11 protein-coding genes are annotated in these 13062 nt (G+C 74.5%); 8 read left to right on the top strand and 3 right to left on the bottom strand.

The features are described from left to right. Positions 1-70 precede the first annotated feature (70 nt). The 5 genes from SCATT_RS22335 (at position 71) to SCATT_RS22315 (ending at position 4709) form a co-directional block, all read left to right on the top strand. Positions 71-1204, top strand: coding sequence for an aliphatic sulfonate ABC transporter substrate-binding protein (locus tag SCATT_RS22335; RefSeq protein ID WP_014145427.1), 1134 nt, complete (start codon positions 71-73; stop codon positions 1202-1204). A gap of 33 nt (positions 1205-1237) precedes the next feature. After that, the gene (locus tag SCATT_RS22330) at positions 1238-2062 is read left to right on the top strand and encodes an ABC transporter ATP-binding protein (RefSeq protein ID WP_014145426.1); all 825 of its coding nucleotides are present in this window, start codon (positions 1238-1240) and stop codon (positions 2060-2062) included. Beyond that, positions 2049-2999, top strand: a complete 951-nt coding sequence (locus SCATT_RS22325; protein ID WP_014145425.1) for an ABC transporter permease — start codon at positions 2049-2051, stop codon at positions 2997-2999. The genes SCATT_RS22330 and SCATT_RS22325 overlap by 14 nt, the downstream gene beginning before the upstream one ends. Continuing rightward, positions 2999-3760 carry a sirohydrochlorin chelatase gene (locus SCATT_RS22320; RefSeq protein WP_014145424.1) on the top strand — a complete coding sequence of 254 codons (762 nt, stop codon included), beginning with the start codon at positions 2999-3001 and terminating at the stop codon, positions 3758-3760. The genes SCATT_RS22325 and SCATT_RS22320 overlap by 1 nt, the downstream gene beginning before the upstream one ends. A 70-nt stretch (positions 3761-3830) precedes the next feature. Further along, positions 3831-4709, top strand: a complete 879-nt coding sequence (locus SCATT_RS22315) for an aminoglycoside phosphotransferase family protein (protein ID WP_014145423.1) — start codon at positions 3831-3833, stop codon at positions 4707-4709. Here SCATT_RS22315 and SCATT_RS22310 read toward each other — a convergent pair. Together SCATT_RS22310 and SCATT_RS22305 are read right to left on the bottom strand one after the other, a co-directional pair. Continuing rightward, positions 4684-5421 carry an exonuclease domain-containing protein gene (locus tag SCATT_RS22310; RefSeq protein ID WP_014145422.1) on the bottom strand — a complete coding sequence of 246 codons (738 nt, stop codon included), beginning with the start codon at positions 5419-5421 and terminating at the stop codon, positions 4684-4686. The genes SCATT_RS22315 and SCATT_RS22310 overlap by 26 nt on opposite strands. Before the next feature lie 140 nt (positions 5422-5561). Then, the gene (locus SCATT_RS22305; protein WP_014145421.1) at positions 5562-6827 is read right to left on the bottom strand and encodes an SAV2148 family HEPN domain-containing protein; all 1266 of its coding nucleotides are present in this window, start codon (positions 6825-6827) and stop codon (positions 5562-5564) included. 352 nt (positions 6828-7179) lie between these two features. Between SCATT_RS22305 and glgX the strand changes: the two genes are divergently transcribed. From glgX to SCATT_RS22290, 3 genes are all read left to right on the top strand, one after another. Further along, positions 7180-9312 carry a glycogen debranching protein GlgX gene (glgX, locus tag SCATT_RS22300; RefSeq protein WP_014145420.1) on the top strand — a complete coding sequence of 711 codons (2133 nt, stop codon included), beginning with the start codon at positions 7180-7182 and terminating at the stop codon, positions 9310-9312. 103 nt (positions 9313-9415) lie between these two features. Continuing rightward, on the top strand, positions 9416-11860 hold the full coding sequence (treY, locus tag SCATT_RS22295; protein ID WP_014145419.1) for a malto-oligosyltrehalose synthase: 2445 nt from the start codon (positions 9416-9418) through the stop codon (positions 11858-11860). Next, a complete protein-coding gene (locus SCATT_RS22290; RefSeq protein WP_014145418.1) occupies positions 11857-12381 on the top strand; it encodes a DUF402 domain-containing protein in 525 nt (174 codons plus the stop codon). The genes treY and SCATT_RS22290 overlap by 4 nt, the downstream gene beginning before the upstream one ends. A gap of 23 nt (positions 12382-12404) precedes the next feature. Here the strand turns inward: SCATT_RS22290 and SCATT_RS22285 are convergent, their stop codons facing one another. Next, on the bottom strand, positions 12405-12983 hold the full coding sequence (locus tag SCATT_RS22285; RefSeq protein ID WP_014145417.1) for a DUF1707 and FHA domain-containing protein: 579 nt from the start codon (positions 12981-12983) through the stop codon (positions 12405-12407). Positions 12984-13062: the final 79 nt, after the last annotated feature.

Raw genomic sequence — 13062 nt, 5'->3', positions numbered from 1 at the left:
CGTACCTCGCCCATCGACCCGGGCGCGCCCTGACCCGCGCCGCCCCGGGCCTACGAGAGGACCCCCTCCCGTGCGCCTCACCCACCGCGACCTCCATCCCGTCGCCGCCCGACCCGCCCGGCTGCTGACCGCCGCCGCCGCTGTGCCGCTGCTCCTGGTCGCCCTGGCCGGCTGCGGCTACGGTTCCAAGGCGGACGCCGGCACCGCCGCCGCCCCGTCCGGGGGCTCCGGCAAGAAGCTCTCCACCGGCACCGTGAAGATCGGCTTCTTCGCCAACGTCACCCACGCCACCCCGCTGGTCGGGCTCAAGGAGGGCCTGTTCCAGAAGGAGTTGGGGGGCACCAAGGTCTCGCAGCGGACGTTCAACGCCGGCCCGTCGGAGATCGAGGCGCTCAACGCGGGCTCCATCGACATCGGCTGGATCGGCCCGTCGCCGGCCATCAACGGCTACGTCAAGTCGCACGGCCGCAGCCTGCGCATCATCTCCGGGGCCACCTCCGGCGGCGCCTCGCTGGTGGTCGACCCGGCGAAGATCCGCGGCGTCGACGACCTCAAGGGCAAGAAGATCGCCAGCCCGCAGCTGGGCAACACCCAGGACGTGGCGCTGCTCAACTTCCTGGCCGGCAAGGGCTTCCACGTGGACGCCACCACCGGCCGCGGCGACGTCACCGTCGAGCGGCTGGACAACGCCACCACCCCGACCTCGTACAAGTCCGGGGCGATCGACGGCGCCTGGGTGCCGGAGCCGACCGCCTCCAAGCTGGTGGCCGCGGGCGCGAAGACGCTGGTGGACGAGCGGACGCTGTGGAAGGGCGGCCAGTTCGTGGCCACCAACGTCGTGGTCTCCCAGTCGTTCCTCAAGGACCACCCCGACGTGGTGGAGGCCGTGCTGCGCGCCTCGGTGAACACCAACGCGTGGATCAAGGCCAACCCGGACCGGGCGGCCACGGACGTCAACGCCCAGCTGGGCGCGTTGACCGGCAAGCCGCTGCCCGCCGCCGTCATCGCCTCGGCGTTCAAGAACATCCAGGTCACCGACGACCCGCTGGCCGCCAGCCTCCAGGAGGAGGCCGACCACGCGGTCAAGGCGGGGCTGCTCAAGGCGCCCGATCTGAAGGGCATCTACGACCTGGCACCGCTGAACAAGGTCCTCAAGGCCGCCGGCCACCCCACCGTCTCCGACGCGGGCCTGTCCGCGCACTAACCCCGCACGCCAGTCCCTACGGAGGTGAAGCCGATGGCCACCACGGTCACCGCACCGAGCACCGCGCACCCCGACTCCCCCACCGCGCCGTACGCCGCCCGGATCGACCACGTCTCCAAGGCGTTCGGCCGACCGGGCGCCCAGACCCAGGTGCTCGACGACATCAGCATCGACGTGGCGCCGGGTGAGTTCGTCTGCCTGCTGGGGGCGTCCGGCTGCGGCAAGTCCACCCTGCTCAACCTGGTCGCCGGGCTCGACCGGCCGTCCGCCGGCACCATCGACACCCCCGGCGGCCGGCCCGCCCTGATGTTCCAGGAGCACGCCCTCTTCCCGTGGCTGACCGCAGGCCGCAACATCGAGCTGGCGCTGCGGCTGCGCGGGGTGGCGCGCGGCGAACGCCAGGATCGGGCACGGGAGTTGCTGGAGCTGGTCCGGCTCGGCGGCGCCTACGGCAAGCGGGTCCACGAACTGTCCGGCGGGATGCGCCAGAGGGTGGCGATGGCCCGGGCGCTGGCCCAGGAGAGCCGGCTGCTGCTGATGGACGAGCCGTTCGCGGCGCTCGACGCCATCACCCGGGACGTGCTCCACGAGGAGCTGACCCGGATCTGGTCCGACGCCAACCGGTCCGGGGCGGCTGGCGGCGGGCTGTCGGTCCTCTTCGTCACCCACAACGTCCGCGAGGCGGTCCGCCTCGCCCAGCGCGTGGTCCTGCTCTCCTCCCGGCCGGGGCGGATAGCGCGCGAGTGGACGGTCGGCATACCCCACCCGCGCCGCATCGAGGACGCGGCGGTGGCCGACCTGTCCGTGGAGATCACCGAGCGGCTGCGGGGGGAGATCCGGCGCCATGGCAAGCACTGACACCACCGCGCGCCCGGCGGACGACGGCCCCGGCCCGGACGGCGGCGCCGCGTCGGAGAGCGGCCCGGCGCACGACGGGCGCGACCTGGCCGGGCTGGAGGCGGGCCTGGACGCGCTGGAGTCCGCCGCCGCGCAGCGCCCGCCGCTGGGCCGCACGCTGCTGTCCAAGGCGGTGCCGCCGCTGGTGGCGGTGGCGCTGGTGCTCGTCGCCTGGCAGCTCGCCTACCACTTCCAGGTCAAGGCGCACTACCTGCTGCCCAGCCCGGCGGACGTGATCGGCTCGCTGCACGAGAAGTGGCTGGAGGGCACGCTGCTGGGCTACGTGTGGACCTCGCTCTCCCGCGGTGTGCTGGGGTTCCTCGCCTCGCTGGTGCTGGGGACCGCGCTCGGGCTGGTGGTGGCCCGGGTGCGGCCGGTGCGGGCGGCGCTGGGGCCGATCCTGTCCGGGCTCCAGTCGCTGCCGTCGGTGGCGTGGGTGCCGGCCGCCATCATCTGGTTCGGCCTGACCAACGCCTCGATCTACGCGGTGGTGCTGCTGGGCGCGGTGCCCTCGATCGCCAACGGGCTGGTGGCCGGGGTGGACCAGATCCCGCCGCTGTTCCTGCGGGCCGGACGGACCATCGGGGCGACCGGGCTGCGCGGGGTGCGCCATGTGCTGATGCCCGCGGCGCTCCCCGGCTACCTGGCCGGGCTCAAGCAGGGGTGGGCCTTCTCCTGGCGGTCGCTGATGGCGGCCGAGCTGATCGTCAACTCCCCCGATCTGGGCACCGGTCTGGGCCAGTTCCTCGAACAGGGCCGTGAGCAGTCCGACATGGCCTGGGTGCTCGCCGGGATCCTGCTCATCCTCGTCGTCGGCATCGGCATCGAACTGCTGGTGTTCGCGCCGCTGGAGCGGTGGGTGCTGCGCAGCCGCGGACTGCTGGCCGGGGCCCGCTGATGCCCTCGCCGGTGCTCCTGGTCGTCGCCCACGGCAGCCGCGATCCGCGGCACGCCGCGACCGTGCACGCGCTGTGCGAGCGGGTACGGTCGCGGCGCCCCGGGCTGCGCGTGGAGACCGCCTTCCTGGACCACTGCGTCCCCGGGGTGGACCAGGTGATCGGCCGACTCGCGGGCGAGGGGGTACGGGAGGTGGTCGCCCTGCCGCTGCTGCTGACCCGGGCGTTCCACGCCAAGTCCGACATCCCCGCGGTGCTGCGGCTGGCCGCCGCCCGCCATCCGAATATGACGATGCGTCAGGCGCAAGTGCTGGGCCCCTCCCCGCTGCTGACCGCCGCGCTGGAACGGCGGCTGCGCGAGGCCGGGGTCGACCCCGCCGAGCGCGGCGGCACCGGCATCGTGCTCGCCTCGGCGGGCTCCACCGACCCGGAGGCGATCGCGGTGATCGCAGAAATCGCGCGGGAGTGGCGGCGTACCGGTTGGTGCGCCGTGCGGCCCACGTTCGCCTCCGCATCCCTTCCCCGGACGCAGGACGCGGTGCGCGCGCTGCGGGCACTGGGGGTACGCCGGATCGCCGTGGCCCCCTATGTGATCGCCCCCGGTTTCCTGCCGGACCGCATCGTGCGCGGCGCCCGGGAGGCGGGCGCCGACGCGGTGGCCGGGGCGCTGGGCGCGGCGCCGGAGGTGGCGCGGCTGGTGCTGGAGCGGTACCGGCAGGCCGCCGCCGGCCGCCTGGGGCTGCCGCCCGCCGCCACCGGGTGAGGCCCCCGGCCGCGCTGCCGATACGATCGCGGCGAGTGGCCCGGCCGCGTCCGGCCGGGACCGAGGTCGCGTGGACGAGGAGCGTGCGGTGGGCTTCACCGAGGAACGGGCCCGTCAGGTGCTGCGCGCGGCCGGGCTGGCCGCGGCCGACGCCGAGGCGCTGACGCTCGGCGAGAACGCCGTCTTCACCCTGGACGACCTGGTGGTCAAGGTCGGCCGGGAGGCGGCGCTCCTCCCCCGCGCCGAACGTGAGGTGCGCACCGCCGCCTGGCTCGCCGAGCACGGCGTGCCCGCGGTACGCCCCGCCGAACCGGCCGCCCGGCTCGTCGAGGGCCACCCGGTGACCTTCTGGCACCGGCTGCCGCCCGCCCGGCGCCCGGCCGGCCCGGCCGACCTCGCCGGGCTGCTGCGCCTGGTGCACGCGCTGCCCGAGCCCGCGTTCGGCCTGCCGCACCGCGATCTGCTCGGCGGCGTGGAGCGCTGGCTGCGGCTGGCCGGGGACGCGGTGGACCCGGCCGACGCCGACTTCCTGCGCCAGCGCCGGGACTCCTTCCACACCGAGGTGCGACGCCTCACCCCTCATCTGCCGCCCGGCCCGGTGCACGGCGACGCGCTGCCGCGCAACGTGCTGGTGGGGCCGGACGGGCCGGTGCTGGCGGACCTGGAGACCTTCTCCAGCGATCTGCGCGAGCACGACCTGGTGGTGATGGCGCTGAGCCTGGACCGGTACGGCCTCGACCCGGCCCAGTACGCCGCGTTCACCGAGCGGTACGGCTGGGACGTGCGCGAGTGGGAGGGGTGCGCGGTGCTGCGCGGGGCGCGGGAGACCGCCAGTTGCGCCTGGGTGGCGCAGCACGCCCCGGGCAACCCGGCGGCGCTCGCCGAGTTCCGCCGGCGGGTGGCCTCGCTGCGGGACGGCGACCCTACGGTGCGCTGGTACCCGTTCTGACCGGGTCCGCGGCCGGTATGGAGGGGTCCGGTACGCGGTGGTGCGGTGCGCGGTGGTGCAGCGGCCAGCCGGGCGGGGTCCGGTGCGCGTCCTTGCGGGCGCTCCACTCGGCGTGCCAGGCGGCCTGCGAGTGGTGCAGCTCCCACGGGTCGCGGCGGGCCAGTTGCGGATAGCGCCGGGCGAGCGCGCGGGCGACCTGGACGGCGGCGAGCGCGTCGGACTCGGCCTGGTGGGCGCGGCCGAGCACCACCCCGTACTCCGCGCAGGCGGCCTGGAGGGTGCGCCGGCCGGGGCGGTCGCGGTCGAGGGCGCGGTCGACCACGAGCGGGTCTATCACCGGGCCGGGCGGGACGGGCAGCGGCGGCAGGCCGTGCCGGGCCAGCTCGGCGGTGAGCAGGGTGAGGTCGAACGGGGCGTTGTAGGCGACCACCGGGACCCCGGCCGCCCAGTGGCCGGTGAGCGCCTGGGCGATCTCGGCGACCGCCTCACGGGGCGGGCGGCCGGCGGCGCGGGCCCGGGCGGTGGTGATGCCGTGGATCGCGGTGGCCTCCGGCGGTATCGGCAGCCCGGGGTCGACCAGCCAGCACCGGTGGCGCACCGGCCGGCCGGCGGCGACCTCGGTGACCGCGGCGGAGACGATCCGGGCGTGCGCCGGGTCGGTGCCGGTGGTCTCCAGGTCGAAGCCGACCAGCAGCTCCTCGTGCCAGCCCATGACGTCCCCCTTGCGTGCTTCCCGGCGCCGCGTGGTCCGCGGCGCGGGCCCCCTTGGTGGAACCACCCTCGCACGCGCCTCTGACAACGCCGCCGGAGCGCCGGGGACGCGGCTCCGGAGCGCGGCGGGCGGGGCGGGGGTCAGGAGACCGGGCGGGAGTCCGTCCAGACCCCTTCGAACTCCTCCCGGTAGATCCCGAAGAGTCCGCCGTCCCCCTGGTCGCCGGCCGGGCCGTCGCCGGACCGCTGGAGCGGCCGGCGGCGCCCGCCGCGCAGCACCAGCACCGGCGCCTCCATCCCGCGCGCCTTGCGCAGGTAGGACTGGATCACCGCGAGCCCGTCCGGGCCGTCGCCGTCGACCAGGTAGGCGGTGAAGCGGGGGGTCTCGTCGAAGACCCGGATCTCGAAGGCGGCGGTGTCCCGCAGCCTGGCCCGCACCCGGCGCATGTGCATGATGTTCATCTCCACCGAGCGGCTCATCTCGCCGCGGCCGAGCCCCAGTTCGCGCTCCCGGCGGCGGACCGCGCTGCTGGCCGGGTTGAGGAAGAGCAGCCGCACCCGGCAGCCGTCCTCGGCGAGCCGGACCAGGCGGCGCCCGGAGTAGTTCTGCACCAGCAGGTTGAGGCCTATGCCTATCGCGTCGAGCCGACGGGCGCCGCCGAACAGGTCCTCGGCGGGCAGCCTGCGCAGCAGCCGCACCCGGTCGGAGTGGACGCCGACCACGTCCGCGTAGCGGTCGCCGACGATCTCCTCGACGGCGTCGACCGGCAACCGGGCGGCGGCGTCGGCCTCGGGTCCGCCGCCGAGCATGGCCAGCAGCCGGGCGGCGGCCCGCTCGGTCTGGTCGAGCACGGTGCCCGACAGCGCCCGGTTGCGGCTGACCACGTGCCGGGCGACCTCCAACTCGTCCAGCGCCAGCTCCAGTTCGCGCCGCTCGTCGATGTACGGCTCGAAGCACGGCCAGTGCTGCACCACCAGTTCGCGCAGCTGGGGCAGGGTCAGGAAGCTGACCAGGGTGTCGTCGGCCGGGTCGAGCAGATAGCCCTTGCGGCGGCTGACCTCCCGTACCGCGGCGGCCCGTTGCACCCATTCGTGGCCGGCCGGACCGGCGGCGGCGGTCACCCACTCCTCGCCGTGCACGGGTTCGTAGATGGGGCGCAGCACGGCGCTGACGACGGCCCGCAGCCGCTGTTCCACGAGGTTGAGCCAGACGTAGGCGCGGCCGGCCCGGCGGGCGCGGGTGCGTACCTCGGTCCAGGCGTCGGCGTCCCAGTCCAGTTCGGGTCCTATGTCGAGTCTCACACCCGGCTGCTGGAGCAGAGCCGCACCGGTGGGAGCGTCGGTGGCGCCCTGGTTCTCCTGGTCACCGCCGCCCGGCAGCACCAGACCTTCCGACGTCACCACCACACCGCCTCTCCCGGCCCCCGTCCTTCCCCGGCCCCGCCCACGATCAAGGAAGCCTACTGCGGTCGGCCGAGTGGGCGCAGCCGGTCGGGCGCGGAGTTCACCACATTCACCGCTTCGTCACCCGCCCTTGCCGACGGCGTTCCGGGTTTCCGCCATTCGGGCACCCGTTCAGGGGAAGATCTTGGGAAAAGGGACATCCGAGCGGCGCGGTACGCGAGGATGCAATGGGCGTGGAGTCCCTGACCGTCGCCCGAGCGCCCTCAGTGCCGAGCGCCTCTACCTTCAGTGCCGATACCTTCAGCGCCGAGCGCCGTCAGCGGAGCCGAGCGCCTCGAGTGGAAGAGTCGACGACATGCAGGTCTGGCCGGGACACGCCTATCCCCTCGGCGCGACGTACGACGGCGCCGGGACCAACTTCGCGGTCTTCTCCGAGGTCGCCGAGCGCATCGAGCTGTGCCTGCTGCACGACGACGGCTCGGAGACCGCGGTGGAGCTGCGGGAGACCGACGCCTTCGTGCGCCACGCCTACCTGCCCGGGGTGATGCCGGGGCAGCGGTACGGCTTCCGGGTGCACGGGCCGTACGACCCAGCGCGCGGCCACCGGTGCAACTCGGCCAAGCTGCTGCTGGACCCGTACGCCAAGGCGATGAGCGGCGCCATCGACTGGCACGAGGCGGTCTACGGCTACCGCTTCGACCGCCCCGACGCCCGCAACGACCTGGACTCGGCGCCGCACACCATGGCCTCGGTGGTGGTCAACCCGTTCTTCGACTGGTCCGAGGACCGCGCGCCGCGCATCGACTACCACCGCACCGTGCTCTACGAGGCGCACGTCAAGGGGTTGACGATGCGCCATCCGGGGCTGCCGGAGGAGATCCGCGGCACCTACGCGGCGCTGGCCCACCCGGCGGTGATCGAGCACCTGGTGGAGCTGGGGGTCACGGCGCTGGAGCTGATGCCGGTGCACCAGTTCGTCACCGACAACCGGCTGACCGACGCGGGGCTCGCCAACTACTGGGGCTACAACACCATCGGCTTCTTCGCCCCGCACAACGCCTACTCCTCGATGGGCGACCGCGGCCAGCAGGTGCTGGAGTTCAAGACGGCGGTGCGGGCGCTGCACATGGCCGGGATCGAGGTGATCCTGGACGTGGTCTACAACCACACGGCGGAGGGCAACCACCTGGGGCCGACGCTGTGCTTCAAGGGGCTGGACAACGCCTCGTACTACCGGCTGGGCGCCGACCCGCGCTACTACACGGACACCACCGGCACCGGCAACTCGCTGCTGATGCGCAGTCCGCACACCCTCCAGATGATCATGGACTCGCTGCGTTACTGGGTCACCGAGATGCACGTGGACGGCTTCCGCTTCGACCTGGCGTCCACGCTGGCCCGGCAGTTCCACGAGGTGGACCGGCTGTCGTCCTTCTTCGACCTGGTGCAGCAGGACCCGGTGGTCAGCCAGGTCAAGCTGATCGCGGAGCCGTGGGACGTGGGCGAGGGCGGCTACCAGGTGGGGAACTTCCCGCCGCTGTGGACCGAGTGGAACGGCGCCTACCGGGACACGGTACGGGACCTGTGGCGCGGCGAGCCCGCCCGGCTGGCGGAGTTCGGCTCGCGGCTGACCGGCTCCTCCGACCTGTACCAGGACGACGGGCGCCGTCCGCTGGCCTCCATCAACTTCGTCACCTGCCACGACGGCTTCACCCTGCGCGACCTGGTCAGCTACAACGAGAAGCACAACGAGGCCAACGGCGAGGGCAACCGGGACGGCGAGAGCTTCAACCGCTCGTGGAACTGCGGCGCCGAGGGCGACACCGACGACCCCGGGGTGCTCGCGCTGCGCGGACGGCAGATGCGCAACTTCCTGGCCACCCTGATGCTCTCCCAGGGCGTGCCGATGATCAGCCACGGTGACGAGTTCGGCCGCACCCAGCGCGGCAACAACAACGCCTACTGCCAGGACTCGGAGCTGACCTGGGTCCGCTGGCCGGGCGACGGCGCCGATCCGCGGGACGAGGAGGCGCTGCGGCTGCTGGAGTTCACCCGGACGATGGTGTGGCTCCGCCGCGACCACCCGGTCTTCCGGCGCCGCCGCTTCTTCCACGGGCGTCCGGTGGAGGGCACCCACGACGAGCTGTCGGACATCGCCTGGTTCACCCCGGAAGGGGAGGAGATGGCCCAGCAGGACTGGCAGGCGGCGCACGCCCGGTCGCTGGTGGTCTTCCTCAACGGCAACGCCATCTCCGAGCCGGGGCCGCGCGGCGAGAAGATCACCGACGACTCGTTCCTGCTGCTGTTCAACGCGGCCCCGGACGAGCTGGACTTCGTGGTGCCGGTCAACCACGGCAAGGAATGGCAGGTGGTGGTGGACACCGCGGAGCCGGACGGGGTGGCCCCCGGGTCGGGCCGCAAGGTGCGCGCCGGCGACCGGCTGCGGCTGACCGACCGCAGCCTGGTGGTGCTCCAGCGTCCGGCGTGACACGGCGGCTCCGTCCTGCCGCGTACGGCGGCGCGGGCCGGGCCCTACCGGCGGCCGGGTGAATCCCCCCACTACCGGGCCGCCGCGCGGGTAGGGGACTGGTATGACCCCCGTGCCGCCAGCCCAGGAGAGCGTCCCGCCGCCGACCGCCACCTACCGGCTCCAGCTCCAGCCCGGCTTCCCGTTCTCCGCCGCCGAGGCGGCCGTGCCCTACCTGGCCGCGCTGGGCGTCTCCCATCTGCACCTGTCCCCGGTGCTGGAGGCCGTCCCCGGCTCCACCCACGGCTACGACGTCACCGACCACGACCGGGTGCGGGCGGAGCTGGGTGGCGAGGAGGGGCTGCGCTCACTGTCGCGCACCGCCCGGGCGCACGGCATGGGGCTGGTGCTGGACGTGGTGCCCAACCACATGGCGGTGCCGGTCCCGCAGCGGCTCAACCGGGCGTTGTGGGAGGTGCTGCGGGACGGTCCGGCCAGCCGGTTCGCGCACTGGTTCGACATCGACTGGGCGGCCGGGGGCGGCCGGGTGCTGCTGCCGGTGCTCGGCGGCCGGCTCGCCGACGAGCTGCCCGCGCTGCGGGTGGACGGCGGTGAGCTGCGCTACCACGAGCACGCCTTCCCGCTGCGCCCGGGCACCGGACACCTGCCGCTGCCCGAGCTGCTCGCCGCCCAGCACTACCGGCTCGCCTGGTGGCGGCTGGCCCGTACCGAGCTGAACTACCGCCGCTTCTTCACCATCGCCGAGCTGATCGCGGTGCGGGTGGAGGAGCCCGACGTCTTCGCGGCGACCCACGGCACGGTGCTGCGGCTGCTGCGCGAGGGGGTCGCCGACGGGCTGCGCGTGGACCACCCGGACGGCCTCGCCGACCCGGCCGGCTATCTGCGGCGGCTGGACGAGGCCACCGGCGGGCGGTGGACGGTGGTGGAGAAGATCCTGTGCGGCCCGGAACGGCTGCCGGAGGACTTCAGTTGCGCCGGCACCACCGGGTACGACGCGCTGCGCCACATCGACGGGGTCTTCACCGACCCGGCCGGCGCGGCCCGGGTCGCCGAGATCTACCGGGACTTCACCGGGGTCGCCGACGACCTCGGCGGCCGGTGGACGCAGACCGCGCACCGCGCCGCCCGCCAGGTGGTCGGCCACGACCTGGCCGCCGAGGTGGAACGGCTGGGCCGCACCGCCGACCGGATCTGCGCGGCCGACCCGGCCCTCGCCGACCACGCGCCGTGGGCGCTGCGCGCCGCCATCCGCGAACTGCTCGTCCGGCTGCCGGTCTACCGCCCGTACCCGGACTCCGAGCGCGCCGCTCCGATGCTCGCCGAGGCGGCCACCGGGGCCCGCCGGGCGTTCACCGTGCCGGAGGAGGCGCACGCGGTGGACGTGGTGCGTGACCTGGCGCTGCGCCGGCCGGCCGGCGGTGCCGCGGCGCGGGCGGACGTGGCCGACTTCGCCACCCGGTTCGCCCAGGTGGCCTCGGCGCTGCACGCCAAGGCCGAGGAGGACACCGCGTTCTACCGGTACGTACCGCTGCTGGCGCCGGCCGAGGTGGGCGGCACGCCGGGGTCGCCGGGGGTGACGCCGGAGGGGTTCCACGCGTTCTGCGCCCGGCTGCTGCGGGACTGGCCGTACACCGGCACGGTGCTCTCCACGCACGACACCAAGCGCAGCGCCGAGGTCCGCGCCCGGCTGGCGGTCCTCACCGAACTGCCCGAGCGCTGGCGGGAGTTGCTGGACCAGCTGACCGAGGTCGCGCCGGCCCCGCCGGACCGCCAGATCGGCTACGTGGCGTGGCAGAGCGCGCTGGGCCTGGCGGATCCGGACCCGCGGCGGCTGGTGCCGGCGGTGCTGAAGGCGGCCCGGGAGGCGAAGCTGCGCACCAGCTGGACCGAGCCGGACGAGGACTACGAGCGGGCGCTGACCGAATTCGTGGAGCGCGGCCCGTGCGGGGCCGGCCGTCCGCTGCTGGCCCGCTTCACCGAGCGCACCGCCGGTTACGCCCGCGCCAACAGCCTCGGCGCCGCCGCGCTCCACCTGACCATGCCCGGCGTGCCCGACCTGTACCAGGGCACCGAGAGCGCCTACGCGGCGCTGGTCGACCCGGACAACCGGCGTCCGCCGCGGATGCATCCCCAGGTGCTGGCGGAGCTGGACGCCGGACGGGCGCCGCGCGACGCGGCGGAGGAGAAGCTGCTGCTGACGGCGACCGCGCTGCGGCTGCGCCGACGGCGTCCGGAGTGGTTCGGCGCGGCCGGCGACCACCGTCCCCTCACCGCCGACGGCCCGGCGGCAACGCACTGCCTGGCGTTCTGCCGGGCCGGCGCCGTCATCACCGCGGTGACCCGACTGCCCGCCCTGCTGGAACGCGCGGGCGGCTGGCGCGGCACCCGCCTGGAGCTGCCGCCGGGCACCTGGCGGGACCTGCTCACCGGCCGCGAACTGGCCGACAAGGCGGCGCTGGAGGAGCTGTTCGCCGATCTGCCGGTGGCGCTGTTGTGCCGGGACGGTGTGGTGGCCGATGCGGTCGGCCCACTAGGGTCGGCACGATGAACGACTCCCCCACCGCGCACGGCGGATGCCACGTCGTCTACACCAAGTACGACGGATCGCTGCACTGGAACTTCGCCGGCCTGGAACGGCTGGGTGAGGACGAGCACGGGGTGTGGCTCGGTGCCCCGGCCGGTTCGCAGGGCCGCCGCGGGTACGAGCCGCCGGTCACCTACGACCACGCCTTCACGCTGCTCTTCCCGCGCGACGCCTGGTGGACGGCGACCTTCAACGCCCCCCCCACCGACATCGAGGTCTACTGCGACATCACCACCGTCCCGGTGTGGCGCGAGGCCACGGTGAGCATGGTCGACCTCGATCTGGACGTGATCCGGCGGCGGGACGGCACGGTGTACGTGGACGACGAGCACGAGTTCGCCGAGCACCAGGCGCGGTACGGGTATCCGCCGGAGGTGGTGGAGGCGGCCCGGCGGACGGCGGGTGAGCTGCTGGAGGCGGTCGGCGCCGGCACCGGGCCGTTCGGCGGGGCCTGCCGCGGCTGGCTGGAGCGCGTCGGCGGCTGAACCCGCCCTCGGCGCGGGAGAGTTCAGCGTGCGGCGAGCCGGTATCCGATCCGGCCGAAGGTGACCACGTCCCCGGGGGAGACCGGGGCCTCGCCGGTGAGGCGGCGGCCGTTGATCCAGGTGCCGTTCATCGAGCCGAGGTCGCGCAGCAGCCAGACCCCGTCGGCCTGGCGCAGTTCGGCGTGGCAGCGGGAGACCGAGTCGTCGCCGATGCGCAGCCCGTTGGCGTAGTCGCGGCCGATGCGCAGCGGGAAGGGGCCGGGTTCGGGGAGCATCAGGCGCGGCACCCGTTCGAAGCGCCAGGCGTCGCGTACCCGGCCCATCAGGGCGGACAGGGCGGCCACGGTGCGGGCGAGCGCCCCGGTGAGCGGGGCGGGCGCGGGCGGGACGGGGGCGGGGGCGGGCGGTTCGGCGGGCAGGTCGGCGACGAGGGCGGTCAGGTCGCCGCGGGCCCGGGCGTGCAGGGCGAGTTCCATCCGGGTCAGGAAGGTGTCGTGGGACAGCCGTCCCTGCGCCGCGTGTTCCCGGAGCACGGCGATCGCCTGCTCGCGTTCGGCATCCGACAGCCGTACCTCGGCGGTGCGGAACTCCTGTGACGTCACGTACCGATTCTCCGGGGTGCCCGGCGGGGTGTCCAGCGGCCCCGGGCGCCGGACGGGCCGGTCCGGCGGCCGAACGGGC

The organism is Streptantibioticus cattleyicolor NRRL 8057 = DSM 46488, assembly GCF_000240165.1.
GTDB classification, from domain to species: domain Bacteria; phylum Actinomycetota; class Actinomycetes; order Streptomycetales; family Streptomycetaceae; genus Streptantibioticus; species Streptantibioticus cattleyicolor.
The sequence above is the reverse complement of the archived record's forward strand: the minus strand, read 5'-3'. Positions and strand labels throughout refer to the sequence as shown.

Bases quoted from the DNA above. Each gene is read 5' to 3' on its own strand.
- glgX (WP_014145420.1), top strand. From the start codon at position 7,180: ATGCAGGTCTGGCCGGGACACGCCTATCCCCTCGGCGCGACGTACGAC.
- SCATT_RS22330 (WP_014145426.1), top strand. From the start codon at position 1,238: ATGGCCACCACGGTCACCGCACCGAGCACCGCGCACCCCGACTCCCCC.
- SCATT_RS22325 (WP_014145425.1), top strand. From the start codon at position 2,049: ATGGCAAGCACTGACACCACCGCGCGCCCGGCGGACGACGGCCCCGGC.
- SCATT_RS22310 (WP_014145422.1), bottom strand. From the start codon at position 5,421: ATGGGCTGGCACGAGGAGCTGCTGGTCGGCTTCGACCTGGAGACCACC.
- treY (WP_014145419.1), top strand. From the start codon at position 9,416: ATGACCCCCGTGCCGCCAGCCCAGGAGAGCGTCCCGCCGCCGACCGCC.
- SCATT_RS22290 (WP_014145418.1), top strand. From the start codon at position 11,857: ATGAACGACTCCCCCACCGCGCACGGCGGATGCCACGTCGTCTACACC.
- SCATT_RS22320 (WP_014145424.1), top strand. From the start codon at position 2,999: ATGCCCTCGCCGGTGCTCCTGGTCGTCGCCCACGGCAGCCGCGATCCG.